Source organism: Enterobacter sp. AC1 (assembly GCF_050434705.1).
Lineage (GTDB): Bacteria > Pseudomonadota > Gammaproteobacteria > Enterobacterales > Enterobacteriaceae > Enterobacter > Enterobacter cloacae_L.
Genome location: NZ_JBNDIZ010000006.1, coordinates 167023 through 192544, shown reverse-complemented (window position 1 = coordinate 192544; position 25522 = coordinate 167023). Strand labels below are relative to the sequence as shown.

The 25522-nt window shown below is 56.9% G+C and carries 25 protein-coding genes and 1 pseudogene; 12 read left to right on the top strand and 14 right to left on the bottom strand.

Annotated features, from left to right (window positions below):
• Positions 1 to 54: 54 nt before the first annotated feature.
• From pnp to mtr, 5 genes and pseudogenes are all read left to right on the top strand, one after another.
• A pseudogene (gene pnp / locus M2433_RS17620) lies at positions 55 to 2194 on the top strand (polyribonucleotide nucleotidyltransferase).
• Positions 2195 to 2302: 108 nt separating this feature from the next.
• Positions 2303 to 3187, top strand: coding sequence for a lipoprotein NlpI (nlpI, locus tag M2433_RS17615; RefSeq protein WP_017693920.1), 885 nt, complete (start codon positions 2303 to 2305; stop codon positions 3185 to 3187).
• 107 nt (positions 3188 to 3294) lie between these two features.
• Positions 3295 to 3375: a protein YrbN gene (yrbN, locus tag M2433_RS17610; RefSeq protein WP_097397692.1), complete on the top strand. Its 81-nt coding sequence runs from the start codon at positions 3295 to 3297 to the stop codon at positions 3373 to 3375.
• Positions 3368 to 5257: a DEAD/DEAH family ATP-dependent RNA helicase gene (locus M2433_RS17605; RefSeq protein WP_429055816.1), complete on the top strand. Its 1890-nt coding sequence runs from the start codon at positions 3368 to 3370 to the stop codon at positions 5255 to 5257. Before yrbN ends, M2433_RS17605 begins: the two co-directional genes overlap by 8 nt.
• Before the next feature lie 142 nt (positions 5258 to 5399).
• Positions 5400 to 6644 carry a tryptophan permease gene (gene mtr, locus M2433_RS17600; protein WP_429055818.1) on the top strand — a complete coding sequence of 415 codons (1245 nt, stop codon included), beginning with the start codon at positions 5400 to 5402 and terminating at the stop codon, positions 6642 to 6644.
• Between the two features lie 96 nt (positions 6645 to 6740).
• On the opposite strand, the gene M2433_RS17595 is transcribed toward mtr, so the two are convergent.
• The 3 genes from M2433_RS17595 to ubiU form a co-directional block, all read right to left on the bottom strand.
• A complete protein-coding gene (locus M2433_RS17595; protein WP_134347427.1) occupies positions 6741 to 7748 on the bottom strand; it encodes a luciferase-like monooxygenase in 1008 nt (335 codons plus the stop codon).
• 78 nt (positions 7749 to 7826) lie between these two features.
• Positions 7827 to 8705, bottom strand: a complete 879-nt coding sequence (locus tag M2433_RS17590) for a U32 family peptidase (RefSeq protein WP_429055820.1) — start codon at positions 8703 to 8705, stop codon at positions 7827 to 7829.
• Positions 8706 to 8712: 7 nt separating this feature from the next.
• Positions 8713 to 9708 (bottom strand): ubiquinone anaerobic biosynthesis protein UbiU, encoded by a 996-nt coding sequence (ubiU, locus tag M2433_RS17585; protein ID WP_028017054.1) that lies wholly within the window; start codon positions 9706 to 9708, stop codon positions 8713 to 8715.
• A gap of 211 nt (positions 9709 to 9919) precedes the next feature.
• On the opposite strand from ubiU, the gene ubiT reads away from it, so the two are divergent.
• Both ubiT and M2433_RS17575 read left to right on the top strand, forming a co-directional pair.
• On the top strand, positions 9920 to 10444 hold the full coding sequence (gene ubiT / locus M2433_RS17580) for a ubiquinone anaerobic biosynthesis accessory factor UbiT (RefSeq protein WP_429055822.1): 525 nt from the start codon (positions 9920 to 9922) through the stop codon (positions 10442 to 10444).
• Positions 10438 to 10941 carry a GNAT family N-acetyltransferase gene (locus M2433_RS17575; RefSeq protein ID WP_429055824.1) on the top strand — a complete coding sequence of 168 codons (504 nt, stop codon included), beginning with the start codon at positions 10438 to 10440 and terminating at the stop codon, positions 10939 to 10941. Before ubiT ends, M2433_RS17575 begins: the two co-directional genes overlap by 7 nt.
• Here the strand turns inward: M2433_RS17575 and M2433_RS17570 are convergent.
• On the bottom strand, positions 10928 to 11257 hold the full coding sequence (locus M2433_RS17570; protein ID WP_023309323.1) for a GIY-YIG nuclease family protein: 330 nt from the start codon (positions 11255 to 11257) through the stop codon (positions 10928 to 10930). The two genes, M2433_RS17575 and M2433_RS17570, sit on opposite strands and share 14 nt — an antisense overlap.
• A gap of 14 nt (positions 11258 to 11271) precedes the next feature.
• Here M2433_RS17570 and M2433_RS17565 point away from each other — a divergent pair, with 14 nt between their 5' ends.
• Positions 11272 to 11706, top strand: coding sequence for a YhbP family protein (locus M2433_RS17565; RefSeq protein ID WP_008501485.1), 435 nt, complete (start codon positions 11272 to 11274; stop codon positions 11704 to 11706).
• Here the strand turns inward: M2433_RS17565 and M2433_RS17560 are convergent.
• A complete protein-coding gene (locus M2433_RS17560) occupies positions 11686 to 12204 on the bottom strand; it encodes a type 1 glutamine amidotransferase domain-containing protein (RefSeq protein ID WP_059312183.1) in 519 nt (172 codons plus the stop codon). The two genes, M2433_RS17565 and M2433_RS17560, sit on opposite strands and share 21 nt — an antisense overlap.
• A 128-nt stretch (positions 12205 to 12332) precedes the next feature.
• Here M2433_RS17560 and M2433_RS17555 point away from each other — a divergent pair, with 128 nt between their 5' ends.
• Positions 12333 to 12977 carry an NAD(P)H-binding protein gene (locus M2433_RS17555; RefSeq protein ID WP_429055827.1) on the top strand — a complete coding sequence of 215 codons (645 nt, stop codon included), beginning with the start codon at positions 12333 to 12335 and terminating at the stop codon, positions 12975 to 12977.
• A 40-nt stretch (positions 12978 to 13017) separates the two neighbouring features.
• Complete coding sequence (locus M2433_RS17550; protein WP_429055829.1) at positions 13018 to 14055, top strand: permease; 1038 nt, start codon at positions 13018 to 13020, stop codon at positions 14053 to 14055.
• 50 nt (positions 14056 to 14105) lie between these two features.
• Here the strand turns inward: M2433_RS17550 and dolP are convergent, their stop codons facing one another.
• From dolP to M2433_RS17530, 4 genes are read right to left on the bottom strand one after another with little or no spacing between them, the layout of a single operon-like run.
• Complete coding sequence (dolP, locus tag M2433_RS17545) at positions 14106 to 14681, bottom strand: division/outer membrane stress-associated lipid-binding lipoprotein (protein WP_008501489.1); 576 nt, start codon at positions 14679 to 14681, stop codon at positions 14106 to 14108.
• A gap of 9 nt (positions 14682 to 14690) precedes the next feature.
• The gene (gene diaA / locus M2433_RS17540) at positions 14691 to 15281 is read right to left on the bottom strand and encodes a DnaA initiator-associating protein DiaA (protein WP_003861754.1); all 591 of its coding nucleotides are present in this window, start codon (positions 15279 to 15281) and stop codon (positions 14691 to 14693) included.
• A gap of 21 nt (positions 15282 to 15302) precedes the next feature.
• Positions 15303 to 15698, bottom strand: coding sequence for a YraN family protein (locus M2433_RS17535; protein WP_023333573.1), 396 nt, complete (start codon positions 15696 to 15698; stop codon positions 15303 to 15305).
• Complete coding sequence (locus M2433_RS17530) at positions 15656 to 17827, bottom strand: penicillin-binding protein activator (RefSeq protein WP_429055831.1); 2172 nt, start codon at positions 17825 to 17827, stop codon at positions 15656 to 15658. Before M2433_RS17530 ends, M2433_RS17535 begins: the two co-directional genes overlap by 43 nt.
• A 62-nt stretch (positions 17828 to 17889) precedes the next feature.
• Here M2433_RS17530 and rsmI point away from each other — a divergent pair, with 62 nt between their 5' ends.
• Together rsmI and M2433_RS17520 are read left to right on the top strand one after the other, a co-directional pair.
• Complete coding sequence (gene rsmI / locus M2433_RS17525; protein ID WP_000809144.1) at positions 17890 to 18753, top strand: 16S rRNA (cytidine(1402)-2'-O)-methyltransferase; 864 nt, start codon at positions 17890 to 17892, stop codon at positions 18751 to 18753.
• Between the two features lie 5 nt (positions 18754 to 18758).
• The gene (locus M2433_RS17520) at positions 18759 to 19739 is read left to right on the top strand and encodes a Fic family protein (RefSeq protein ID WP_429055832.1); all 981 of its coding nucleotides are present in this window, start codon (positions 18759 to 18761) and stop codon (positions 19737 to 19739) included.
• A gap of 18 nt (positions 19740 to 19757) precedes the next feature.
• Here the strand turns inward: M2433_RS17520 and M2433_RS17515 are convergent, their stop codons facing one another.
• The 5 genes from M2433_RS17515 to agaF all read right to left on the bottom strand — a co-directional run bounded on the left by M2433_RS17515 (position 19758) and on the right by agaF (position 25512).
• Positions 19758 to 21647, bottom strand: a complete 1890-nt coding sequence (locus tag M2433_RS17515) for an enterotoxin (RefSeq protein ID WP_429055833.1) — start codon at positions 21645 to 21647, stop codon at positions 19758 to 19760.
• Between the two features lie 20 nt (positions 21648 to 21667).
• Positions 21668 to 22540, bottom strand: coding sequence for a tagatose-bisphosphate aldolase subunit KbaY (gene kbaY, locus M2433_RS17510; RefSeq protein ID WP_059312188.1), 873 nt, complete (start codon positions 22538 to 22540; stop codon positions 21668 to 21670).
• A gap of 12 nt (positions 22541 to 22552) precedes the next feature.
• Positions 22553 to 23701 (bottom strand): SIS domain-containing protein, encoded by a 1149-nt coding sequence (locus tag M2433_RS17505; protein ID WP_429055835.1) that lies wholly within the window; start codon positions 23699 to 23701, stop codon positions 22553 to 22555.
• Positions 23702 to 23947: 246 nt separating this feature from the next.
• A complete protein-coding gene (gene nagA / locus M2433_RS17500) occupies positions 23948 to 25081 on the bottom strand; it encodes an N-acetylglucosamine-6-phosphate deacetylase (protein ID WP_429055837.1) in 1134 nt (377 codons plus the stop codon).
• A complete protein-coding gene (agaF, locus tag M2433_RS17495) occupies positions 25078 to 25512 on the bottom strand; it encodes a PTS galactosamine/N-acetylgalactosamine transporter subunit IIA (protein ID WP_047347731.1) in 435 nt (144 codons plus the stop codon). Before agaF ends, nagA begins: the two co-directional genes overlap by 4 nt.
• Positions 25513 to 25522 lie beyond the last annotated feature (10 nt).

Below are 25522 nucleotides of genomic sequence, written 5' to 3'. Positions count from 1 at the left end.
AAATCGACAGCACACCGGTGGTGTGCTGTCAAACATTTAAGAAAGGACAGAACTTTGCTGAATCCGATCGTTCGTAAATTCCAGTATGGTCAACATACCGTCACGCTGGAAACCGGCATGATGGCACGTCAGGCTACTGCTGCCGTTATGGTAAGCATGGATGACACCGCGGTATTCGTTACCGTAGTTGGCCAGAAAAAAGCTAAACCTGGTCAGGACTTCTTCCCACTGACCGTTAACTACCAGGAGCGTACCTACGCTGCCGGTAAAATCCCGGGTGGTTTCTTCCGTCGTGAAGGCCGTCCAAGCGAAGGCGAAACCCTGATCGCGCGTCTGATTGACCGCCCGGTTCGTCCGCTGTTCCCGGAAGGCTTCGTTAACGAAGTGCAGGTTATTGCGACCGTTGTTTCCGTTAACCCACAGGTTAACCCGGACATCGTGGCGATGATCGGTGCATCCGCTGCCCTGTCACTGTCTGGTATTCCATTCAATGGCCCAATCGGTGCCGCGCGCGTTGGTTACATCAACGACCAGTATGTGCTGAACCCAACCCAGGAAGAGCTGAAAGAAAGTAAGCTGGATCTGGTTGTTGCGGGTACTGAAGCCGCTGTGCTGATGGTTGAATCCGAAGCTGAACTGCTGAGCGAAGACCAGATGCTGGGCGCAGTGGTCTTTGGCCACGATCAGCAGCAGGTTGTTATCCAGAACATCAACGACCTGGTGAAAGAAGCCGGTAAACCACGTTGGGACTGGCAGCCAGAAGCGGTAAACGACGCGCTGAACGCACGCGTTGCTGCACTGGCAGAATCTCGCCTGAGCGATGCATACCGTATCACTGACAAACAGGAGCGTTATGCTCAGGTTGACGTGATCAAGTCTGAAACTATCGCGACGCTGGTTGCTGAAGACGAAGCGCTGGATGCTAACGAGCTGAGCGAAATTCTGCACGCAATCGAGAAAAACGTTGTTCGTAGCCGCGTTCTGGCAGGCGAGCCGCGTATCGATGGCCGCGAAAAAGACATGATCCGTGGTCTGGATGTGCGTACTGGCGTACTGCCACGTACTCACGGTTCTGCACTGTTCACCCGTGGCGAAACGCAGGCGCTGGTTACCGCAACGCTGGGTACCGCGCGTGATGCACAGAACATCGACGAACTGATGGGGCGAGCGTACCGACAGCTTCCTGTTCCACTATAACTTCCCTCCGTACTCCGTGGGTGAAACCGGTATGGTAGGTTCGCCTAAGCGTCGTGAAATTGGTCACGGTCGTCTGGCGAAGCGCGGCGTGCTGGCAGTGATGCCAGAAGCGGATAAATTCCCGTACACCGTTCGTGTGGTTTCTGAAATCACCGAATCCAACGGTTCTTCTTCCATGGCTTCCGTGTGTGGCGCATCTCTGGCGCTGATGGATGCAGGCGTGCCGATCAAAGCCGCCGTTGCGGGTATCGCAATGGGCCTGGTGAAAGAAGGCGACAACTATGTTGTTCTGTCTGACATTCTGGGCGACGAAGACCACCTGGGCGATATGGACTTCAAAGTGGCGGGTTCCCGCGACGGTATCTCTGCTCTGCAGATGGATATCAAAATTGAAGGTATCACCAAAGAGATCATGCAGGTTGCTCTGAACCAGGCTAAAGGTGCGCGTCTGCACATCCTGGGCGTGATGGAACAGGCGATTAACGCGCCACGCGGCGACATTTCCCAGTTCGCACCGCGTATCCACACCATCAAGATCAATCCAGACAAGATCAAAGATGTTATCGGTAAGGGCGGTTCCGTCATCCGTGCGCTGACCGAAGAGACTGGCACCACTATCGAAATCGAAGATGACGGTACTGTGAAAATCGCAGCAACCGACGGCGAGAAAGCGAAATTCGCGATTCGTCGCATCGAAGAAATCACGGCAGAAATCGAAGTGGGCCGCGTCTACGCAGGTAAAGTGACCCGTATCGTTGACTTTGGCGCGTTCGTTGCCATCGGTGGCGGTAAAGAAGGTCTGGTTCACATCTCTCAGATCGCTGATAAGCGCGTTGAGAAAGTGACTGATTACCTGCAGATGGGTCAGGAAGTACCGGTTAAAGTTCTGGAAGTTGATCGCCAGGGCCGCATCCGTCTGAGCATTAAAGAAGCAACCGAGCAGTCTCAGCCAGCTGCTGCGCCAGAAGCACAGGCCGCAGAACAGCAAGGCGAATAAGTTGCAATTTGCCCTCCGCTTTGCGGAGGGCCTATTATCAGGCAGGACGCCTTGTTAAGCCGCCGGGGGACAGGACGTTCATCCAATTGTTGTCTTCGGGAGTGGGAAATGAAGCCTTTTTTGCGCTGGTGTTTCGTTGCGACAGCTTTAACGCTGGCAGGATGCAGCAACTCTGCCTGGCGTAAGAGCGAAGTCCTCGCAGTGCCATTGCAACCGACTTTGCAGCAGGAAGTGATCCTGGCACGCATGGAACAAATACTTGCCAGTCGGGCTTTAACCGATGACGAACGCGCACAGCTTTTATATGAGCGCGGAGTGTTGTATGATAGTCTCGGTCTGAGGGCATTAGCGCGAAATGATTTTTCACAAGCGCTGGCTATCCGACCTGATATGCCTGAAGTATTCAATTACTTAGGCATTTATTTAACGCAGGCAGGCAATTTTGATGCTGCCTATGAAGCGTTTGATTCTGTACTTGAGCTTGATCCAACTTACAACTACGCGCACTTGAATCGCGGTATCGCATTGTATTACGGCGGTCGTGATAAGTTAGCGCAAGATGATCTGCTGGCGTTTTATCAAGACGATCCTAATGATCCTTTCCGTAGCCTGTGGCTTTACATCGTTGAGCAGAAGCTTGATGAGAAGCAGGCAAAAGAGGCACTGAAACAGCGCTTCGATAAATCGGACAAGGAACAGTGGGGATGGAACATTGTCGAGTTCTACCTGGGCAACATTAGCGAAGCAACGCTGATGGAACGCCTCAAGGCGGACGCAACGGATAACACCTCGCTCGCTGAGCATCTCAGTGAAACCAACTTCTATTTAGGTAAGTACTACCTAAGTCTGGGGGATATGGACAGCGCTACGGCACTGTTCAAATTAGCGGTTGCTAACAACGTACACAACTTCGTTGAGCACCGTTATGCATTGTTGGAATTATCGCTCTTGGGCCAGGAGCAAGACGACCTGGCAGAATCGGACCAGCAATAGCTGACGACATAAACATCAGCCCGTAATCTTTTGATTGCCATCACCTTAACTGGTGAGGGCGTTGTTGTTCGTCAATACACCTACTTTGAGCCGGTTCACACTTTTCAATGAAAATTGCTAATCATTTTCACGATGAGCTAAGTAGACTGGCCGCCATTAATATCGAGGCACTTGTACTACATGGCTGAATTCGAAACCACTTTTGCAGATCTGGGCCTGAAGGCTCCTATCCTTGAAGCCCTTACCGATCTGGGTTACGAAAAACCATCTCCGATCCAGGCTGAGTGTATCCCACACCTGCTTTCTGGTCGTGACGTGCTGGGCATGGCCCAGACTGGTAGCGGTAAAACTGCAGCATTCTCGTTGCCGCTGCTGAACAACATTGATCCGGACCTGCGTGCACCGCAGATCCTCGTCCTGGCTCCAACCCGTGAACTGGCTGTTCAGGTTGCAGAAGCCATGACGGAATTCTCTAAACATATGCGCGGCGTAAACGTGGTAGCCCTGTACGGCGGCCAGCGTTATGACGTGCAGTTACGCGCCCTGCGTCAGGGCCCACAGATTGTTGTCGGTACGCCGGGCCGTCTGCTGGATCACCTGAAGCGCGGTACGCTGGATCTCTCTAAACTGAGCGGTCTGGTGCTGGATGAAGCAGACGAAATGCTGCGTATGGGCTTCATCGAAGACGTTGAAACCATCATGGCGCAGATCCCGGACGGTCATCAGACCGCGCTGTTCTCTGCAACCATGCCAGAAGCTATCCGTCGCATTACCCGCCGCTTCATGAAAGAGCCGCAGGAAGTGCGCATTCAGTCAAGCGTGACCACTCGCCCGGACATCAGCCAGAGCTACTGGTCTGTGTACGGCATGCGTAAAAACGAAGCGCTGGTACGTTTCCTGGAAGCGGAAGATTTTGATGCGGCGATTATCTTCGTTCGTACCAAAAACGCGACCCTGGAAGTGGCTGAAGCGCTGGAGCGCAGCGGTTACAACAGCGCAGCGCTGAACGGCGACATGAACCAGGCCCTGCGTGAGCAGACTCTGGAGCGTCTGAAAGACGGTCGTCTGGATATCCTGATTGCAACCGACGTGGCAGCACGTGGCCTGGACGTTGAGCGTATCAGCCTGGTTGTTAACTACGACATCCCGATGGATTCAGAGTCTTACGTTCACCGTATCGGTCGTACCGGTCGTGCGGGTCGTGCTGGCCGTGCGCTGCTGTTCGTTGAGAACCGCGAGCGTCGTCTGCTGCGTAACATCGAACGCACCATGAAGCTGACCATTCCAGAAGCTGACCTGCCAAACGCAGATCTGCTGGGCAAACGCCGTCTGGAAAAATTCGCCGCGAAAGTACAGCAGCAGCTGGAAAGCAGCGATCTGGATCAGTACCGTGCACTGCTGTCGCAGATTCAGCCTACCGCTGAAGGCGAAGAGCTGGACATGGAAACCCTGGCTGCAGCACTGCTGAAAATGGCTCAGGGCGAACGTAGCCTGATCGTACCACCAGATGCACCAATGCGTCCTAAGCGTGAATTCCGTGACCGTGACGATCGCTTCGAACGTCGTGGCGACCGTAATGACCGTGGCCCACGTGGTGACCGTCCAGAGCGTGGTGGTGAAGACCGTCCACGTCGCGAACGCCGTGACGCGGGTGACATGGAGCTGTACCGCATTGAAGTGGGCCGTGATGATGGTGTTGAAGTTCGTCACATCGTTGGCGCGATCGCTAACGAAGGCGACATCAGCAGCCGTTACATTGGTAACATCAAGCTGTTCGCATCCCACTCCACCATCGAACTGCCAAAAGGCATGCCGGGTGAAGTACTGCAGCACTTTACGCGTACCCGCATCCTGAACAAGCCGATGAACATGCAGCTGATGGGCGATGCACAGCCACGTCCTGACCGCGGTGGTGAACGTCGTGGCGGTGGTCGCAGCTTCGGTGGCGAACGTCGTGAAGGCGGTCGCAGCGAAGGCCGCGGTGGTGAAGGTCGTCGTTTCTCCGGCGAGCGCCGCGAAAGTCGTGGCCCGCGCCGTGAAGAAGGCACCAGCCGTCGCCGTGATGCGTAAGCCTTACGCAACTGACGTAAAGTAAAATATACAGCCCCGATACACGCTATCGGGGCTTTTTTTATTCCTTTTGTACTCTTGTACTGGTACATTGCGTCACATTAAAATACAGAACCACATTTTTGACTGGAGATAAGGCTGTATGGCGACACTAACCACCACCCAAACGTCACCTTCGCTGCTTGGCGGCGTGGTGATCATCGGCGGAACCATAATTGGTGCCGGGATGTTCTCCCTGCCCGTGGTTATGTCCGGTGCGTGGTTCTTCTGGTCGCTGGCCGCGCTGGTCTTTACCTGGTTCTGCATGCTCCACTCAGGGCTGATGATCCTCGAAGCCAACCTGAACTACCGCATTGGCTCCAGCTTCGACACCATCACCAAAGATCTGCTGGGCAAAGGCTGGAACCTGGTCAACGGCCTCTCCATCGCGTTTGCGCTCTATATCCTGACGTACGCGTATATTTCAGCGAGCGGCTCGATTCTGCATCACACCTTCTCGGAGATGTCGCTGAACGTTCCGGCGCGTCTGGCGGGATTGTGCTTTGCGCTGGGCGTGGCGTTTATCGTCTGGATGAGTACCAAAGCGGTGAGCCGGATGACGGCCATCGTACTGGGCGCTAAGGTCATCACCTTCTTCCTGACCTTCGGCAGCCTGCTGGGGCACGTGACGCCGGCAACGCTGTTTAACGTCGCCGAAGTGAACACCTCCTACACGCCGTATCTGCTGATGACGCTGCCGTTCTGTCTGGCGTCGTTTGGTTACCACGGTAATGTGCCGAGTCTGATGAAGTACTACGGCAAGGATCCGCGTACCATCGTGAAGTGCCTGGTCTACGGTACGCTGCTGGCGCTGGGGCTGTACGTGATTTGGCTGCTGGGGACAATGGGCAACATCCCGCGCCCGGAATTTATCGGCATTGCGCAGAAGGGCGGTAATATCGATGTGCTGGTGCAGGCGCTGAGCGGCGTGTTGAACAGCCGTAGCCTGGATCTGCTGCTGGTTGTGTTCTCCAACTTTGCGGTGGCGAGCTCTTTCCTCGGCGTGACGCTGGGTCTGTTTGACTACCTGGCCGATCTGTTTGGCTTTGATGATTCGGCAATGGGGCGCTTTAAAACCGCGCTGCTGACCTTCCTGCCACCGATTGTGGGTGGCCTGCTGTGGCCAAACGGTTTCCTGTACGCTATCGGCTATGCCGGACTGGCGGCCACCATCTGGGCGGCAATTGTGCCGGCGCTGCTGGCACGTAAATCACGTAAACGCTTCGGCAGCCCTAAATTCCGCGTCTGGGGCGGCAAGCCGATGATAGCACTGATTCTGGTGTTTGGTGTGGGTAACGCCCTGGTCCACGTGCTGTCGAGTTTTAACCTGCTGCCTGTTTACCATTAAACCGTGCGGCCTGATCCCCTCACCCCGCCCCTCTCCCGAAGGGAGAGGGAGAAAACCGTAGGCCGGATAAGGCGAAGCCGCCATCCGGCAAAAAAACTACCCCACCAGCTCCTCTTTCACCTGCATCGCCAGCTCAAACGAGTGCAAACGCGCCTGGTGATCGAAAATCTGGCCGTTAACCATAATCTCATCGGCCTGCGTCTCCCGCAGCACCGCTTCAAGCCCGTGACGCACCTTCGCTTTATCACCTACCAGCGACATGCTCAGCGCCTGCTGAACGCCATACTGCTCGGAGGCTGACCACAGCTGATGCATATTCTCCACCGGCGGCGGCAGCTGGCCCGTCTCACCGCGACGCAGCTTCACAAACGCCTGCTGCATGGAGGTAAACAGGAATTCCGCGTCGCGATTGCTGTCGGCGGCAATGATGTTGATACACACCATCGCGTACGGTTTCTCCAGACGCTCGGACGGTTTGAAGTTCGTGCGGTAAAGATGCAACGCCTGATGCAGCATATCCGGTGCGAAGTGCGAGGCAAACGCAAACGGCAGCCCTAGCTGTGCGGCGAGCTGCGCGCTATAAAGACTTGAGCCTAACAGCCATACCGGGATCTTCTCACCGTAACCCGGGACCGGGCGCACGTGCGGGTTAGGATCGCGCGCGTCGAACCAGTCCACCAGCTCGGCCACGTCGCGCGGGAAGTTGTCGATATCGCCGCTCATATGGCGGCGCAGGGCGCGCATGGTCGGCTGGTCGCTGCCCGGCGCACGACCAAGCCCTAAATCTATGCGGCCCGGATAGAGCGTATTCAGCGTGCCAAACTGCTCAGCGATCACCAGCGGGGCGTGGTTTGGCAGCATTACGCCGCCGGAGCCCAGGTGCAGGGTAGTGGTATTGGCTGCCAGATAGCCAATCAGTACCGAGGTGGCGGCGCTGGCGATGCCCACCATGTTGTGGTGCTCGGCCAGCCAGTAGCGGTGATAGCCACGCTTTTCGGCCAGCTGAGCGAGATCGAGAGAGTGCGAAAAGGCTTCTCGAGCCGAGGAACCCTGAGGGATCGGCGCCAGATCCAGCACCGAAAACGGAATGGTTTTGTCAGTCATAACAGCTCACTTTGTCGACGGTGAATCTTTAATACTGCATTAAAAAATGATAACCGTTGTTAACAAAGTGAGCCTTTTTTACGCCTGAAGTTCCAGCCCAGCGAGACGTTTCCAGTAACCGTTGCAGTCGCTGTTTGCCGTCAGCGGCAGCGGAGCGGTGCCGTTTTCATTGGCGCGGAAGGCGTCCAGCATCGCGAACACGCCGGTATCCAGCGGCGACAAACGCACCATATCCACCAGCCCGTCCATCGACGCCAGCTCGTTGCCGAGGTTATAGACATAGCCGCTCATGGTCTGAATGCCGTTGAGGACAAACACCTGCTGGTTTTCCTGCGACAGCATGCTGCGACCGTTCGGGTACTTGATGCAGCAGGTTTCGCACTCGTCTTTCGGGCGGTCTTCCGAGCGCGCGGTAAAGCAGCGGGCGGAGTAAGCCAGCGGCAGATGTCCGTAGCTCAGCACCTCCACTTCAAACTTATTGCGAATGCCCAGCTCTTCACACTGCGTGAGCAGGTTTGCCAGCCAGTCGCGGGAGAGTTCCACCGGCATGCACCAGCGCGTCATTCCCTGCTTGAGCAGCAGGCGCAGGGTCACGGCGTTGTAGCAGTTCAACGCGTGGCCCGCGACGAACGGCAGCTTGCGTTCGGCGCACATGTTTACCACGCCCAGATCGCTCGCTTCCAACAGGAACTCGCCGTTCTCCACGTAGCGTTTTAGCTCGCCTAGTTCAGAAGAGGCCTGAACCAGCGCGAGCGTCGAAAGCACCACCTGCTTGCCGCTTCCGGCGAGGGTTTTCGCCATGTCCAGCCAGTCGCCCACTTTGGTCGCCCGGCGTTTGCTGCACACCGCTTCGCCCAGGTAAATCACATCGGCGCTGCTAGTGGCGGCCTGTTGGTAAAAATCTTCCAGCGTCTCTTTTGGCCAGTAGTAGAGCACCGGTCCTAATGAATATTTCATGATTTTCTCACTGCCATTTACGGTGATACGCGCCCAGCGTGGTTTGCGTGCCTTCGGACATCGACCCAAGCGTCTCCATCCACGCCGGCTGCGGGGCGTAGTTCTGCGGATCCGCCATGCAGCGGTCAATGGCCTGACGCCAGACTTTCGCTACCTGGCTCACGTAGGCCGGGCTGCGCTGGCGACCTTCGATCTTCACCGAGGCAATATTGGCCGCCAGCAGTTCCGGCAGCAGCTCCAGCGTGTTGAGGCTGGTGGGCTCTTCCAGCGCGTGGTAGCGCTCACCATCGACCAGATAGCGGCCTTTACACAGGGTTGGGTAACCAGCGTTTTCACCGTCCTGATAGCGGTCGATCAGCACCTCATTCAGGCGAGATTCCAGCCCCTGCGGCGTTTGCTGCCAGCGGACAAAGCGGGCAGGGGAGCAGGCTCCGACGGTATTAGGCGATTCCCCGGTTAAATAAGACGAGAGGTAGCACCGGCCTTCGGCCATGATGCACAGGCTGCCGAAGGCGAAAACTTCCAGCGGCACTGGCGTGACGCGCGCGAGTTGCTTAACCTGATGAATAGAGAGCACGCGCGGCAGCACCACGCGGGCTACGTCAAAGTGTTGATGATAAAAACGTACGGCCTCTTCGTTGGTGGCCGATGCCTGAACAGAGACGTGGCGCTCAATATGGGGATAGCGTTCTGCCGCATACTCAAGCATGGCGAGATCGGCCAGGATCAGCGCATCGGCCCCCAGCTGTGCTGCCATATCCACCGCGCGCTGCCAGCGGGCGTAGCCGTCAGGATGGGCAAAGGTATTGATGGCGATATGCAGTTTGCGGCGGTGCTGGTGAACGAAGTTAACGGCTTCCTGAAGCTTTTTCTCCGTAAAGTTGAGGCCAGCAAAATGGCGGGCGTTGGTATCATCCTTCAGCCCGATATAGACCGCATCGGCCCCATTTTCGATGGCCGCCTTAAGCGCCGGAAGGTTTCCGGCAGGGCAGAGCAGCTCCATAATTTATCCTGATGTAGTCGATCGCAAAATTGTTAACGAGCTGGGATTTTAATTAACCCATACGCGACAATTTTTGATTTAAGGCAGCTAATGGCGTATTGATGACACCAATAATGAGGTACGCCGGAGGATGGTTTGTTGATTTACGCCGCTATGTTGTTCTTCGAATATGGCAAAATAGCAGGACTATAGATATCAGGGAGTAAAGCTCGTGCTGGATAAACTGCGTTCACGTCTCGTACAATTTGGACCATCAATGCTGAGCGTGCCGGTAAAGCTGGCGCCGTTCGCGCTTAAACGCCAGGTGCTGGAGCAGGTCCTGAGCTGGCAGTTTCGTCAGGCGCTGCAGGATGGCGAGCTGGAATTCCTGGAAGGCCGCTGGTTAAGCATTGAGGTGCGCGATATCGGGCTGCGCTGGTTTACCTCTGTTGAGAATGACCAGCTGATCGTACGCGAATCCGCCGACGCGGATGTGAGCTTTAGCGCCAGCGCCAGCGATCTGTTAATGATCGCCGCGCGCAAGCAAGATCCGGACACGCTCTTCTTCCAGCGCCGTCTGGTGATTGAAGGCGACACGGAGCTTGGCCTGTACGTTAAGAATTTAATGGATGCCATTGAGCTGGAGCAGATGCCGAAAGCGCTGCGCGTGATGTTAATGCAAATGGCAGATTTCGTTGAGGCCGGGCTCAAAACCCCGCCGGACGGTAAACACACTTCAGTAGGTGAGCCATGCTGATTCGAGTCGAAATTGGGATTGATGCGCCGGGGATCGATGCGCTGCTGCGCCGCGCCTTTGAGAGCGATGCCGAAGCTCAACTGGTCCACGATCTTCGCGAAGACGGCCTGATTACGCTGGGGCTGGTTGCCACCGATGACGAAGGTCAGGTGGTGGGCTATGTTGCCTTCAGTCCGGTCATCGTTCAGGGCGAAGAGCTCCAGTGGGTAGGAATGGCGCCGCTGGCGGTGGATGAAGGCTATCGCGGGCAGGGTCTGGCGCGCCAGATGGTCTATGAAGGACTGGATTCGCTCAATGAGTTCGGTTATGCGGCCGTTGTGACGCTGGGCGATCCGGCGTTCTATGGCCGTTTAGGCTTTGAGCAGGCCGCACATTACGATCTCCGCTGCCGCTGGCCGGGGACGGAATCCGCCTTCCAGGTACATCGTCTGGCGGACGACGCGCTCAACGGCGTAAATGGCCTGGTAGAGTACCACGACCATTTCAATCGCTTTTAATCAGGCTCTCGCGTAGCGCCTCAAAGGAGCCGTCTCCGGTCACGAGGCGTTCTTTCTGGCGCTTCGTCAGCTGCTTAATTCGGTATTCCAGCCTGAGCGCCAGCGATCTGTCGCCCACGGCGGCTGAAAATGCCAGCTGCAATTCCCCTTTTCCCCGCAGCGCCTTCGCCCCTTTCCCCGTTTGGTGCTGTAAAAAACGCCGTGCCACATCGGTGGTGATCCCGGTGTAGAGAGCGTTATCAGCGGTTCGGACAAGATAGAGAAACCAGCACACGGTAAACGGATTCAGTATGTTAAGGTGAACGCACCATAGCATGAGAGAGAACGAAAATGGAAACACTGGCCGCCATTAACCGCTGGCTGGCGAAGCAGCATGTCGTCACCTGGTGCGTATACAGCGAGGGTGAGATGTGGTGTGCAAATGCGTTTTACTACTACGATCCCGAGCGCGTCGCGTTTTACGTCATGAGTGAAGACAAAACGCGTCATGCGCAGATGACCGGCCAGCAGGCAAAGGTGGCGGGCACGGTGAATGGCCAGCCTAAAACGGTCGCGCTGATCCGTGGGGTGCAGTTTAAAGGCGAAATTCGTCGTCTGGACGGAGAAGAGAGCGACGCGCGTCGTAAGCACTACACGCGCCGCTTTCCGGTTGCCGCTGCGCTAAAAGCCCCGGTGTGGGAAATCCGCCTTGATGAGCTGAAATTTACCGACAACACCCTGGGCTTTGGCAAGAAGCTGCACTGGCTACGCGCCGAGCAGGCGTAGCGCTTCGCGGTTAAACGCCGGAAGATCGTCCGGGGTCCGGCTGGTGATCAGCTGGTCTTTGTCGTTGACCACTTCCTGATCGTAAAACTCGGCCCCCGCGTTTTTCAGATCGATAACGATCGGCTTCACGGCCGTGAGCTTACGCCCGCGGACAACCTCCGCGCTGATGAGCAACTGCGGGCCGTGACAGATGGCAAAGACCGGTTTGCCGGTCGAGACAAAGTCCCGGGTAAAGGTCACGAAACGCTCGTCCCCGCGCAGTGAGTCAGGGGAATGGCCGCCCGGTAACAGCAGGGCGTCAAAATCGGAGGGGCTAACGTTATCGATACTCGCGTCGATAGTCACGCTGGCCTCGCCCTTATGGCCCTTCACCGTTTTGCCCGCTTCCTTCTCAATGGTGATGACCTCATGTCCCGCCTTGCGGAACGCCTCTGCAGGAGAGGTGAATTCTGAATCTTCAAACTCGTCGGTAATCAAGACTGCGATTTTCTTGCCCATGCTTCCTCCGTTGTTTTGGCTTCAGACTGATTTTTCTCCGCTTGTGGTAAATACTTACCTGTAACAGACTTTTAAGTGTGGTCGACCACGGCGAGTTCGCAAACGGACAATTCTGTAAAGGGGATAAGATGAGTCAGGTACTGATAGCAGGCGCAACCGGGCTGGTGGGCGGGCATTTGCTGCGCCTGCTGATTCAGGATCGTCACGTGAACTACATCGCTGCCCCGACGCGACGCCCGCTCGCGGACGTTTCCGGCGTTTTTAACCCGCACGACCCGCAGCTGACTGACGCGCTGGCGCAGGTTCAGGATCCGATTGATATCGCGTTTTGCTGTCTCGGCACGACCCGGCGCGAGGCGGGCAGTAAAGAGGCGTTTGTGCATGCCGACTACACGCTGGTGGTGGATACGGCACTCACGGCCAAAAGGCTGGGGGCCAAACATTTTCTGGTGGTCAGCGCGCTCGGCGCCAGTGCCGGCTCGCCCTTTTTCTACAACAAAGTGAAGGGCAAAATGGAAGAGGCGCTGATTGCCCAGAAGTGGGAGCACCTGACGATTGTTCGCCCCTCCATGCTGCTGGGACACCGCGACGAACGGCGTTTTAATGAGTCAATTTTCGCACCGCTGTTCCGCATTCTTCCGGGAAACTGGAAATCCGTTGAGGCGCGGGACGTGGCGCGCGCGATGCTGAAAGAGGCGCTTTCACCTTCGAAGGAAGGCGTGAACATTATCCCTTCGGCAAAACTGCGTGAAATCGCGCAGGGCGAGGCGTAAACTCCCCCGGCTAATTATCTACTACTCTCCGGGGAATGCTATGACTGGTCAGTCTTCATCTCAGGCGGCAACACCTGTTCAATGGTGGAAGCCCGCACTCTTCTTTCTCGTGGTCATTATTGGCCTCTGGTATGTGAAATGGCAGCCGTACTACGGTAAAGCCTTCACGGCTGCCGAAACGCACAGTATCGGAAAATCTATTCTTGCTCAGGCTGATGCCCGCCCGCTGCAGGCGGCGTGGGATTACGCTATGGTCTACTTCCTTGCCGTCTGGAAAGCCGCCGTGTTAGGCGTCATTCTGGGGTCGCTGATTCAGGTGCTTATTCCGCGTAACTGGCTGGTGAAAACCCTGGGGCAGCCGCGCTTTCAGGGCACGCTGCTGGGGACGATTTTCTCCCTGCCGGGCATGATGTGTTCCTGCTGTGCCGCGCCTGTGGCGGCAGGGATGCGCCGTCAGCGCGTATCGATGGGCGGCGCGCTGGCGTTCTGGATGGGCAACCCGCTGCTCAACCCGGCGACGCTGGTGTTTATGGGCTTTGTGCTGGGCTGGCATTTCGCGTTCATCCGTCTGGTAGCCGGGCTGCTGACCGTGCTGGTCGTCGCGACGCTGGTGCAAAAATGGGTGAAGGAGCCTGCCGCAGAACCGGCGTCAGTTGAGCTGGACGTCAGCGAGCCGCAGGGCGGTTTCTTCACACGCTGGGGTAAGGCGCTATGGCAGCTTTTCTGGAGCACCATCCCGGTCTATATCCTGGCGGTACTGGTGCTGGGGGCGGCGCGCGTCTGGCTGTTCCCGCATGCGGATGGCGCTATCGACAACACGCTGATGTGGGTGATTGCGATGGCCGTTGCAGGCTGCCTGTTCGTTATCCCGACGGCCGCTGAAATTCCGATTGTTCAGACCATGATGCTGGCCGGCATGGGCACTGCGCCTGCGCTGGTGCTGCTCATTACTCTGCCTGCGATCAGTCTGCCGTCGCTCATTATGCTGCGTAAGTCATTCCCGGCGAAAGCGCTATGGCTCACCGCAGGACTGGTGGCGTTGAGTGGGGTGATTGTGGGGAGTATTGCGTTGCTGTAAAAAAAAGCCCGGTAGCGCTGGCGCTTACCGGGCCTGTAGTCAGGTGTGGCTTACTTGATGTAAGTAAACGCGGTGGTGACGTGCTTCACGCCGCTCACCCGGCTGGCGATATCGGCCGCCGCTTTCCCTTCACGTTCGGTCACCAGACCCAGCAGGAATACTTCACCGTTTTCCGTCGTCACTTTCACGTTGGACGATTTCACCTGGTCCGAGCCCAGCAGTTGGGAACGCACTTTGGTGGTTATCCAGGTATCGGAAGAAGCATCACCTAAACCAATTGGCTTGCCCTGGCGCACTTCGTTAAACACCTCAGTGGTACCTTCTACACCCATCGCAATTTGCTTCGCACGAGAGGCGAGTTCCATATTCGGCGCCTGGCCTGCCAGCAGCACTTTGCCCTGATAAGCCGTCACGTTGATCCGCGCTTCTTTCTTAATTTGTTCGTCTTTCGACAGCGCACTGTTGACGCGCAGCTCCAGCGTACCGTCATCCACCTGTGTACCCACAGTGCGCGGATCGGTTGCCGCTTTGGTGCCTACCGCGGCGGTACCCACAACGGCCGCAGCGATACATCCCTGAAGCAGTAATGCAGACATAAGGACTGCGAGGGTCGATAAAGCCTTCATAAGAACTCCTTAATCATCCTGGTGAGGGAAAAGCGTGTTATCGATCAAATCACATAAGCAGTTCACCGTGAGCATATGCATCTCCTGAATACGTGCGCTCCGGTGAGACGGAATGCGGATTTCCACATCCTGCGGCCCAAGCAGACCCGCCAGCTCGCCACCGTCATAGCCGGTTAAGGCCACGATAGTCATGTCGCGGGTAACGGCGGCTTCAACGGCTTTGACAATATCCCGGCTGTTGCCGCGCGTGGAGATTGCCAGCAGCACGTCTCCGGCATGACCCAGGGCTCGCACCTGCTTTGCGTAAATTTCGTCATGCAGACGATCGTTAGCAATCGCTGTTAAGACCACATTATCGGTATTAAGTGCAATGGCAGGTAAACTCGGGCGTTCTGTTTCAAAACGGTTGATCATGCTGGCAGCAAAATGCTGTGCGTTGGCGGCAGACGTGCCGTTGCCACAACAGAGGATTTTGTTGCCGTTAAGCAGGGACTGCACCAGCGTCATCGCGGCACGAGAGATAGCATCCGGAAGGGCTTCCGCCGCGGCAATCTGAGTCTGGATGCTTTCTGTGAAGCACACTTTAATTCTTTCGAGCACGTTATCCCTTTTAAATCTTAATTATGCGTCTTCGCCAAAAGCGTTTTTAAGCCATTCGATCTCATTTCCGGTGAAGGCTATCACATCGAACCGGCAATCCACAGTATCAAAACTCCCATTATGGCGGGCAAGCCACAAGTGGGCAGTCTGTAATAATTTATGTTGTTTGGCGAGCGTCACGCTGGCGGCAGCACCGCCAAAACGGGAGGACTGTCGAAAGCGGACTTCTACAAACACAATGACCTGACCGTCTTTCATGATCAGGTCAATTTCGCCGCCGCGCCCTCGGACGTTAGCGGCGATAAAGCGCAGTCCATTGCCTTCAAGCCAGCGACGCGCTTTTAACTCCCACGCATCGCCGGTCTCTTTACGGCTTAACTGGCCGGGACGATTTGCCCCTGCTGGTATTTGAGCCATGATAACTTCCTGTTGATCACGCAGTCCTGAGTTGCGGTCAGATCGCCGGTGTTGCCGTTAAGCTCAAAGCCCGGCACCTGACGCATTTGGGTAAAGTGGTTCGCCAGCGCCCACGCATCGACACCCATCGCATACAGACGCGCCAGAGAGTAATCGTTACGCACCGTGCTGAGCGCCTGCTGCATCAGCGCCGGATTGCTGCCAGCCAGCATAGGGATTTCACTGTACTGCAGGCCGTCCATTTCCAGACGGAAATCAGGACCCGCGGTGCCCTGCGCGCTGCGCGAGCTGGCGTACAGCGTTGCGCCGCTCTGGCTGCCGTTACGCATCGCAATCATCGGTTTGATAAAGGCGATCTCCTGCGGTGTGGCAACGATATAGGCCGCATCCACTTTACCGCCACCGCTAATCTGCGCGTCGGTAGGTGGGGCAGGGATCGTCAGACCGCCAATCGTCACGCCCTGCTGCTGCGGCAGGCTCGAGGTCACCGGGCTACCGTTAAGCGCGATACCCGCTCCGCCGTTTACGCCCGCGCGCAGTTCAGAGACGGAACCGAATTTCTGCTGCAGCACCACGCCACCGCCCAGCTTCTGCCACTCATCGGCAAAGGCATTGGCCACGCGATCGCCAAGCGTGCTGCGTGGGATGAGCAGTAGCGGAGCCTGCTTACCCTGCTCGTGAATATGACGTGCCGCATCGCGGGCCTCATCTTCAGGAGAAAGCGCGAAGTAACAAATATTGGCTCGGTTCTGAACCTGCTCAGGCTGGTTGAGCGCCAGCACGTTCAGCGTGGTATTGCTCTTCATCAGCTCTTCAACGTTGTTTTTCAGCAGCGGGCCGACAACGATGCTCGCACCGTCCTGTTGAACCTGCGCCAGCACCTGGTCAAGCGGCTGCGAGCTGGTGTCATAGATTTTCAACTCAGCGCCCGGGTTGGCGCTGGTGGCCGCAACGGCCTGCGGCTGTGCGGCAGGTTGAACGGCGGGTTGTGCAGGCTGCTGTTGAGTCTGTTGAGTCTCCTGGGGCTGTGCGGCTGCGGCTGCGGCGTCAGGGGCAGGCGCTGCCTGTGTCTCAGCCGGAGCCTGCGTCGCAGGGGCTGCAGTAGCCGCAGGCGTCGTCGGGGCCGTCACCGGGTTTTGCATCGTGCCCTGCGCCGGGGTTTGCGCGGTGGTCAGGTCGCTGGTCTCCGCGGCGGAAGGGCTGACAACGTCATTCACGTTGGCCGCCTGGGCCGCCTGGGCGGGAACCGCGCTGCCCGTTACCGAGGTGGTGCCGTTTTTCGCCGCTTCAAAGCCCTGCTGAATGGTTCGGCCGAACACTGCCGCCTGACCGTTGAGCGGCAGAAGCAGGGCGATTTTGCTGGTGGATGCAGGCTTAAAGTTCTGCACGTTCACCAGCTGGGTTGGCAGCATTTTCGCGCCCGGGTTTTGCGGGTAGCGCGTCTGCCAGTCCGTAATACCGGCTTTCAACATTTTTGGATCGCTGCGGTTGTTAAACCACATCTGCTGCAGATCCAGCCAGCCCTGAAGAACGTTTTCATCCGCGTTAATGACCAGCGCCTGCGCCTGTTCCTGGGTCATAGAGGCAAGCGCTTGCCAGGTGGCATCAATATTTTTCTGCTTATCCGCGCCGCCGAGCAGTGGCTCTTGTGCGACGAGCGCCCGAAGCAGCGTCAGCGAAGGACGCCCCTGCTCAGCGGTAATGCCCGCCTGCCAGAAGCGGGCCTGCTGATTTTTATCCAGCGCGCTCACGTCAATGTCACCGAGGGTCTTCTTCGCGGCGGCGTAATCTTTCAGTGCGACTTTCAGTTCGGCAGAGAGCAGGCTCTGTTCACGACGCTGGGTGTCGTTAAGATCTTTCGGCAACTGGTTAAACAGCTCGGCGGCCCGCTGGGTTTTACCCTCTTTCAGCAGTGCACGAATGGCGAGTAATTGCCAGTTGATCCTGGTATCATTTGAACTCTGCGACATTTGTTGCAGATAAAAGCCAGAATCAGCCTGAGCGGAACCCTGAAGATGGGCCGTGCTCTGGTCAGGTGCCTGGGTGCCACAGCCTGCAAAGATCAGGGCTGCCAGCAGAAGCGGCACGCTGCGCGTGGCTTTTTTTCGAAGAAACGTTAACGGTACCATACTGTATCCAGTGATTTTTTTTACGCAATGCTCAATATTAAATCGGCAATACGGACGAAACAATGAAACAACACGAAACGGCAGATAATTCTCAAGGCCAGCTTTATATTGTACCTACTCCTATCGGGAATTTATCTGATATTACCCAACGTGCGCTCACCGTATTGCAAGCTGTTGATTTAATTGCCGCCGAAGATACCCGACACACCGGATTACTGCTGCAGCATTTCGCGATTAACGCTCGTTTGTTCGCCCTGCACGATCACAATGAGCAACAAAAAGCCGAAACGCTGGTGGCGAAGCTGAAGGAGGGGCAGAACATTGCGCTGGTCTCCGATGCTGGTACGCCGCTGATTAACGACCCTGGCTACCATCTGGTGCGTACCTGTCGCGAAGCCGGTATCCGCGTTGTGCCGCTGCCGGGGCCGTGCGCCGCCATTGCCGCGCTGAGCGCCGCGGGTCTGCCGTCCGACCGTTTCTGCTATGAAGGCTTCCTCCCAGCCAAATCCAAAGGCCGCCGCGACGTGTTGAAGGATCTGGAAGCGGAGCCGCGTACCCTGATTTTTTACGAATCCACGCATCGCCTGCTGGAGAGCCTGGAAGACATGGTCACCGTCTGGGGAGAAGGCCGCTACGTGGTGCTGGCGCGCGAGCTGACCAAAACCTGGGAGACCATTCACGGCGCGCCGGTGGGCGAACTGCTGGCGTGGGTAAAGGAAGATGAAAACCGCCGCAAGGGTGAAATGGTGCTGATTGTCGAAGGGCATAAAGCGCAGGAGGATGCGCTCCCTGCCGACGCGCTGCGCACGCTGGCGCTGCTGCAGGCAGAACTGCCGCTTAAGAAAGCGGCTGCACTGGCGGCGGAGATCCACGGCGTGAAAAAGAATGCGCTCTATAAGTATGCGCTGGAGCAGCAGGGAGAGTAATCCAGATGAGCCGCTATCAGCCTCCTTTTACTATCACGCCATCGATTCTCAATCAGGTTGTTGAGATTGGTGAGCTGTTAGGGCACTGGGCGGCACATTCAGGAAGAACCTCTCCGCTACTGCGCAAAGAGAACCGAATCCGCACAATCCAGGCTTCTCTGGCGATCGAGCATAACTCTCTGACGACCGGGCAAGTGACGGCAATCATGGAGGGTAAGCGCGTGCTCGCACCTGAAAAAGATATTCAGGAAGTACGTAACGCGATTCTTGCTTATGAAAAATTGCCCGAATGGAAGCCCTGGAAGCTTAAAGACTTACTCAGTGCACACCGGTTATTAATGACGGGTCTGGTCGATAATCCTGGCAAGCTCAGGCATGGGGATGTAGGGATATACCGTGGGAACCAGTTAGTCCACATGGCTCCGCCAGCCTCGCAGATGAACCGCCTTATCGACGATCTTCTTGCCTGGCTTAAGCAAACCGATCTTCACCCTTTGATTGCCAGCTCGGTATTTCATTACGAGTTTGAATTCATCCATCCTTTTTCAGATGGAAATGGCCGCATGGGGCGGCTGTGGCAAACGTTGATCTTAAGCCAGTGGCGTGCAGAACTTGCCTGGCTGCCCGTTGAGACTCTCATTCACTTCCAGCAGGCGCACTATTACCAGATTTTAGGACAATGCGATCGGGCCAGTGATTGCACGGCATTCGTGGAGTTTATGCTGCAAAATATGGCCGAAGCTTTGCGGGAAGGCATAGGTATGTCGTCCGTAATGTCGGAAAAGATGCCGGAAGAAATGTCGGAAAAGGAAAAGGCAATCCTTGAGCTTCTTACCGTTCAACCGCAAATGACTGCGGTAATGCTGGCATCCGTATTGGGCGTGACTTCCCGCACCGCGGAACGTTATCTCTGTTCTTTGCAAACAAAAGGTAAATTAAAACGCCTGGGGGCAAGGAAAGGGGGAAGCTGGCAGGTCATGGCTTAACCTGCCAGCTGAACACTTTTATTTTCCTGGTAATGCCTCAAACACCAGCGTTTCCAGCGGCTTCAGGGTAATCACCACCGCGTTTTTATACTCCTCCGGTACGCTATCGTTACTGCCGTACACCGCTTTCAAACCAAATTGTGTCGTGCCGTCTGTCGGGATTTCAAAGTCTCTTGCCAGATCCAGATAGTAGCTTTGTGGCTTATCCGACGGGTTACGCAAGCCGATAATCGCTTTGTCCTTGCTCCAGGATGCCCAGCCGTAAACCTGCAATGCCGTCGGGTCACCGCCAATCCAGTGGGTATCCACCAGCACGCTGGCGTTCTCCCGGGACCACTTCGCGGCCTGCGCCAGGACATCCCACTTCGCCTTGTTGAGCATGGATGGGGTGATATACAGTTCCTGTAACTGGGTCCCGGTGGCGAAGTAGCTCCAGACCTGGTCGGCAAAATCGCTGTCCGTTTGCACCTTCTCCAGACCGTAATACGCGTTCTCCGCGCTGACGATCCCGTGATACATCAGGGAGTTCAGCGGGAACAGCGGACCTTTACGCACAATGGATCGATACGTTTCCGCATCGCGGTAGGTCATCCACTGCTGCACCGGCGTGCCGGGGCCGTACAGGTTGATATCATCTCCCTGACGCCAGATGGAATCGGCGTAGAACAGCCAGGAGGGGCTGGCGTTTGTACCGGTCGTCAGGTTAATAAACAGATTCGGATTGGCGCTGCGCATGTTATGCAGCAGATCGATAGAGGCGTCAAAATCCGAGGCGAACGGGCTCCCCTTAATATGTGAATTGGCATTACCCATCCCGTCGAGCTTGAACGAGGTAATGTGCTCATTTTTGATAAGCTTAACGATCTGCTCATTAAAGTTTTTAAAATAGTTCGGGCCTGACAGCGCCAGCTTCCCGTCTACCGTTTCGAAACCGTACTCTTTTGCATGCGAGACGCGCGTATCGCGCGGTTTGTTATAGCCGCCCCACGGCGAGAGCCACAGGCCGACGGAGCTGTGCAGGCTGTCAGCTTTCTCCCGTACCTTGCCAAAACCCTTGCTGAAAGCCGGGCCAAACAGCCAGCGCCCGGTCAGGTCATCCCAGCCATCGTCAAGCAGGAACGCATCCAGCGCCACGCCGCGCCCGGTGATAAATTCTTTATTCCATTCATCCATCCGCCCCAGCACATCCTGCTCGGAGTACGGGGTAAAGAAGCCGATATCCATCCAGCTGTTGTAGTGTAAATAAGGCTTATACGGACGCGGACGGACGGCATCGATAAACTGGTTTACGCTACGTCGCAGCTGGCTGGTCTCCGGGAAGGTACCAAAGTACGTGGTGTAGCTGACCGGAGTTGCGGGCTGAATAGGGGTTTTCAGCTCCACGTTGAGGTTGGTCGTCGCTTCATAGGCGTAAGTGTTAACGATGGGCTTATCCGGCAGAATAAAGAACGAGTCTGCGACGATCGGCGAGCTGTTAATTGCCCCGTCTACGTAAGGGGCCTGAGCCTGCTTTTTGGTCGGGAAGAAGGTGATTTTCGCCACGTCCCGAGGCTGACCAACGGCGGCGATGGTGTAGTCGATGCTGGCGTATTTGCCCTTCACCAGGTTCAGCTTCACCGTCACGTTAAATTCCGGATGGGTGAAATCAACGACAATCCCGCTGTCCTGCTTTTCGACATGCTTGATTTTAAAATCCGCGGTGTGGATTTTAGTCTCGTCCGGCAGCGTCAGAAAGAACAGCTCCTGCGGCGTGAGCGGATGGTTAGCTTTGCTGTCCTTAACCACAACCGTTGAGTTTGCATCATCAAATGACAGGGCGATATTGTCGTTACTGAGCGTGTAGTTCGCGGCCACCGCGCTATGGGATACGCACAGGGCCAGCACTGAGAGTGCGAGAATTTTTTTCATCAGCGTAAGCTCCATTTTAATCAGGCTTCTGCCGGAAGCAGCAATCGGTTTGCCGAGCCGCAAACGGTGATTTTGCTTCTGACCACCTCTTTCATGGCGTCCATACCGACCCGCATATAGAAGCGCGGATCGTTACCCTGCGGGTTTTCAGCAAACCAGGCCTTCACCGCGTCAGAGAAGGCGATTTTCAGTTCGGTAGCCACGTTGACTTTGCACACGCCCAGCGCGATGGTGCGGCGAACATCTTCATCCGGCACATCGCTCGCGCCGTGCAGCACCAGCGGCACGGTGACCACGTCGCGGATCTCGGCCAGCCGCTGGAAGTCGATTTTCGGGCGTTTGGTATACAGGCCGTGTGCGGTGCCGATGGCGACGGCGAGGCTATCGACGCCGGTCAGTTCGACAAAGCGTTTCGCTTCCTGCGGGTCGGTGAGAAACGCGCTTTCGGCGTCGACGCTCATGTCATCTTCCACGCCGCCAAGACGCCCCAGCTCGGCCTCGACGCTACAGTCGTTGAGGTGGCAAAAATCGACCACCGATTTCACCAGCTTCACGTTTTGTTCGAACGGATAGTGGCTGCCGTCTATCATCGCGCTACGCACGCCCGCGTTAACCTTGCGACGAATATCGTCGAGGGATTCGTGGTGATCGAGATGCAGCGCCAGCGGCATGTCGTAGGTTAGCGAGTAGGCGCTGCACAGGGCGTAGATCTCCTCCAGCGCAATGTGCTTAAACGTGCCCGGCGTACCCGCGAGGATCACCGGCGATCGCATTTCGCTGCACACTTCGAGGATCGCCTGGATCGTCTCCGCGTTGTGGATGTTGAACGCCGGCACCGCGTAGCCTTTTGCCTGCGCGTCCTGCAGAAGATATTTCGTTGAGATAATGCTCATAGTGCGATCCTCTTAAGCCTGCCACGGATGAATAACAACGCCCTGCACCACGCGGTTGACCGTGCCGCTGGCAGATGGCGTATCGGGCGTATTGCCCACGCTGAGGGACTGAGACAGCGCAAAGACCTGGGCGTACATCAGGAAGCAGAACGCCTGTTCCATATCGATAAACGGGCGGGAAGGCGGCAGCAGGATGTGCGGACCCGCTTCAATAACCGGATCGTTTTCAGCGGCGATGGCGACGACGCGCAGAGCCTGGCGTTCGCGGCGCAGTTCGGCCAGCAGATCGAGATCGTACTGACGCGTATACGGATGGCTGGAGACAAACACCACCACCAGCGTTTCGCTATCCACCAGTGATTTAGGCCCGTGACGGAAGCCGGTTGGGGACTCGTAGAACGCCGCCAGCTTGCCCGCCGTCAGCTCCAGCACCTTCAGCGCCGATTCACGCGCCGCGCCCTGCAGGCCACCGCTTCCCAGGTAAACGATCCTTTTCCACGGTTCGTTGCCAAAGACCCCTTGGCGGAAATCGCCGAGTGAGGTGAGGATCGCCTGACAGCGATCGGCCACGTCGCGGAAGGTGCGGCTACCGATCGTCTCTGGCGCGAATACCGCCAGGCAGCTCACCATCATGGTGGTGATACTGCTGGTCATCGCGAAGCCGCGATCGTGCGTTTCGGCAGGCATCAGCAGGGCATAGGCGTTATCGCTGTCGACGGCGTTCTGATACAGGCTGCCCGCCTCGTTACAGGTGATCGACAGGTGGTAGCACTCCGGCACGAACTGATTGGCAAGCTCTACTGCAGCCACGCTTTCCGGGCTATTGCCGGAGCGGGCAAACGAAACCAGCAGCAGCGGATATGCCGGGCTGAAGTAATCCATCGGGTTCGTGACCAGATCGGTTGTGGGCACGGCGGAGATGTTTTTCCCGGTGTGGCTCGCAAGCCATGGCGCAATGATATCGCCAATAAACGCGGACGTGCCCGCGCCGGTCAGGACGATCCGCAGATCGCGCTTGCGCAGCAGCGGGGTCAGGAAACCGTCAATTGAGGAACGCAGATTATCGATGTTGTTGAGCGAGCGGATCCAGCTGGCAGGCTGCTGGCGGATCTCTTCTTCGGTCCAGGTGCCGGTTGTGGCGGCGGGGGTGATTTGTGGCATAACTCAGTCCTTAGTCGTGTGAATTCCACATCAGACGCTGGCAAACGTGTCGCTATCTTTCGTTTCGTTTCACTTTTTCACTTTAGCAGTTAAATAAAATCTATAGAAAAGAAATCGAAAGTTCAATGAAAGAAAAGAAATAAAACGAAAAGTGTGATCGTGAAAGAAAAGGGCAAATTTAAGGAAAGGAAAAGAAAGGCCTTACGGTTTCAGGCCGTAAAGCCAAAAGGAGACACAATGAAAGGGCTAAAGGGGGAGAGCCTGGCCCTGAATCCAGATCTGCTGAAGGTGTAAACCCCCGTCCAGCGCAATCATATTGGCGCGTTTTCCCGGCGTTAAGGATCCGAGCTGACGATCGATGCCCAGCAGGCGGGCAGGGTGCAGCGAGGCCATATGAATAGCGTCTTCAGCGGCGACGCCCGCGTGCTCCACCATATTCCTGACTGCGGCATCCAGTGACAGCGTGCTGCCCGCCAGTCCGCCGGAGGCGGTTTTCACCACGCCGTGGTGCATCGTGACCTCTTCACCGCAGAGCGTATACCGCCCATCCGGCATACCTGCCGCCTGCATGGCATCGGTAATCAGCACCACCCTCTCTTTCGCACAGCAACTGCATAAACGCAGGGCTCCAGGATGAACATGGTGGCCGTCGGCGATAAGCTCCAGCCACGCCCGTTGGTCAGTAAGCCCCGCGCCGACCATGCCGGGCCCTCTGTGATGCAGCCCCGTCATGCCGTTGTAGCAGTGCACCAGCCCGTCCGCGCCGGCGTCAAAGGCGGCGAGGGTTTGCTCGTAGGTGGCGGCACTGTGGCCCAGCATCACGCGTAAACCCCGCTGCTTCAGGTGGCGGATCGCCCGTAGCGCGCCGGGCTTTTCCGGCGCCAGCGCCACCACCTTCAGCGTGTGGTGCGAAAGCGTAATTAGCGCGTCCAGCTCGGCGATATCCAGCTCCCGAAACAGCGCCGGCGGGTGCGCCCCTTTGTTCTGCGGGGTGAAGTACGGCCCTTCCAGATAGCTGCCCAGGATCTGCGCGCCGGGGCCGCCCAATCGACAGCGCCGGGCGATGCGCGTGAGGGCACCGTGAATGACCTCCAGCGGTGCGGTGACGGTAGTGGGCAAAAATGCCCCTACCCCTTCACGCGCTTTATGGATGGCTAAAACGTCCAGCGTATCGGGTGCGTCATCCATCACGTCCACACCCATGCCACCATGCACGTGAATATCAATGTACGCCGGGCAGAGCTTATCGGCATCGCGGGCGTGAACGCCCGTGGGGATGGGCTCAATCGCCGCGATAACGCCGTTCTCGATACGAAGCTGGTGGTCATCCAGCCAGCCCTGTTCGGTCAGCACCCGTCGGGCGCGCAGCAGCTGGCTCATATCCCTTCCTCAGCGGGCGCTTCCTCGCGGCAGCGGCCCAGCTCGTCCACCAGGCTTGTCAGGCCGCGGTGTCCGCACTCCAGTGCCTGCAGGCGAAACGCTTCGCTGGTTAATCCGTCGCGCTCCAGCACCATCTCCAGCAGGAGCTGCAGGTTGGTGCCGGTGATGACTTCGCTGCCCGGTCTTTGCATCGCGAGCGTTGAGGCCACGCGAAACGGCGTGCCGCCCAGCAAATCGGTGAGAAACACAATGTCGTGCCGGGCGTCGAGTTCACTCACTGCCTGCTCAAGCTGAGCGGTCAGCCGCGCCGTGGTGGACGTTTCAGGAAAATCGATGGCGATAAACTGCGGCTGCTCGCCGAGGATCTGCTTCATTGCCTGCTCAAGCCCGCTGGCAAAACCGCCGTGACCCGTCAAAATAATGCCTAACATCGCTACCTCT

Excerpts from the sequence above, each read along its gene's own strand:
- nlpI (WP_017693920.1), top strand. The coding sequence starts at position 2,303 with ATGAAGCCTTTTTTGCGCTGGTGTTTCGTTGCGACAGCTTTAACGCTG.
- yrbN (WP_097397692.1), top strand. The coding sequence starts at position 3,295 with ATGAAAATTGCTAATCATTTTCACGATGAGCTAAGTAGACTGGCCGCC.
- M2433_RS17605 (WP_429055816.1), top strand. The coding sequence starts at position 3,368 with ATGGCTGAATTCGAAACCACTTTTGCAGATCTGGGCCTGAAGGCTCCT.
- mtr (WP_429055818.1), top strand. The coding sequence starts at position 5,400 with ATGGCGACACTAACCACCACCCAAACGTCACCTTCGCTGCTTGGCGGC.
- M2433_RS17595 (WP_134347427.1), bottom strand. The coding sequence starts at position 7,748 with ATGACTGACAAAACCATTCCGTTTTCGGTGCTGGATCTGGCGCCGATC.
- M2433_RS17590 (WP_429055820.1), bottom strand. The coding sequence starts at position 8,705 with ATGAAATATTCATTAGGACCGGTGCTCTACTACTGGCCAAAAGAGACG.
- ubiU (WP_028017054.1), bottom strand. The coding sequence starts at position 9,708 with ATGGAGCTGCTCTGCCCTGCCGGAAACCTTCCGGCGCTTAAGGCGGCC.
- M2433_RS17575 (WP_429055824.1), top strand. The coding sequence starts at position 10,438 with ATGCTGATTCGAGTCGAAATTGGGATTGATGCGCCGGGGATCGATGCG.
- M2433_RS17570 (WP_023309323.1), bottom strand. The coding sequence starts at position 11,257 with ATGCTATGGTGCGTTCACCTTAACATACTGAATCCGTTTACCGTGTGC.
- M2433_RS17565 (WP_008501485.1), top strand. The coding sequence starts at position 11,272 with ATGGAAACACTGGCCGCCATTAACCGCTGGCTGGCGAAGCAGCATGTC.
- M2433_RS17560 (WP_059312183.1), bottom strand. The coding sequence starts at position 12,204 with ATGGGCAAGAAAATCGCAGTCTTGATTACCGACGAGTTTGAAGATTCA.
- M2433_RS17555 (WP_429055827.1), top strand. The coding sequence starts at position 12,333 with ATGAGTCAGGTACTGATAGCAGGCGCAACCGGGCTGGTGGGCGGGCAT.
- M2433_RS17550 (WP_429055829.1), top strand. The coding sequence starts at position 13,018 with ATGACTGGTCAGTCTTCATCTCAGGCGGCAACACCTGTTCAATGGTGG.
- dolP (WP_008501489.1), bottom strand. The coding sequence starts at position 14,681 with ATGAAGGCTTTATCGACCCTCGCAGTCCTTATGTCTGCATTACTGCTT.
- M2433_RS17535 (WP_023333573.1), bottom strand. The coding sequence starts at position 15,698 with ATGGCTCAAATACCAGCAGGGGCAAATCGTCCCGGCCAGTTAAGCCGT.
- M2433_RS17530 (WP_429055831.1), bottom strand. The coding sequence starts at position 17,827 with ATGGTACCGTTAACGTTTCTTCGAAAAAAAGCCACGCGCAGCGTGCCG.
- rsmI (WP_000809144.1), top strand. The coding sequence starts at position 17,890 with ATGAAACAACACGAAACGGCAGATAATTCTCAAGGCCAGCTTTATATT.
- M2433_RS17520 (WP_429055832.1), top strand. The coding sequence starts at position 18,759 with ATGAGCCGCTATCAGCCTCCTTTTACTATCACGCCATCGATTCTCAAT.
- M2433_RS17515 (WP_429055833.1), bottom strand. The coding sequence starts at position 21,647 with ATGAAAAAAATTCTCGCACTCTCAGTGCTGGCCCTGTGCGTATCCCAT.
- kbaY (WP_059312188.1), bottom strand. The coding sequence starts at position 22,540 with ATGAGCATTATCTCAACGAAATATCTTCTGCAGGACGCGCAGGCAAAA.
- M2433_RS17505 (WP_429055835.1), bottom strand. The coding sequence starts at position 23,701 with ATGCCACAAATCACCCCCGCCGCCACAACCGGCACCTGGACCGAAGAA.
- nagA (WP_429055837.1), bottom strand. The coding sequence starts at position 25,081 with ATGAGCCAGCTGCTGCGCGCCCGACGGGTGCTGACCGAACAGGGCTGG.
- agaF (WP_047347731.1), bottom strand. The coding sequence starts at position 25,512 with ATGTTAGGCATTATTTTGACGGGTCACGGCGGTTTTGCCAGCGGGCTT.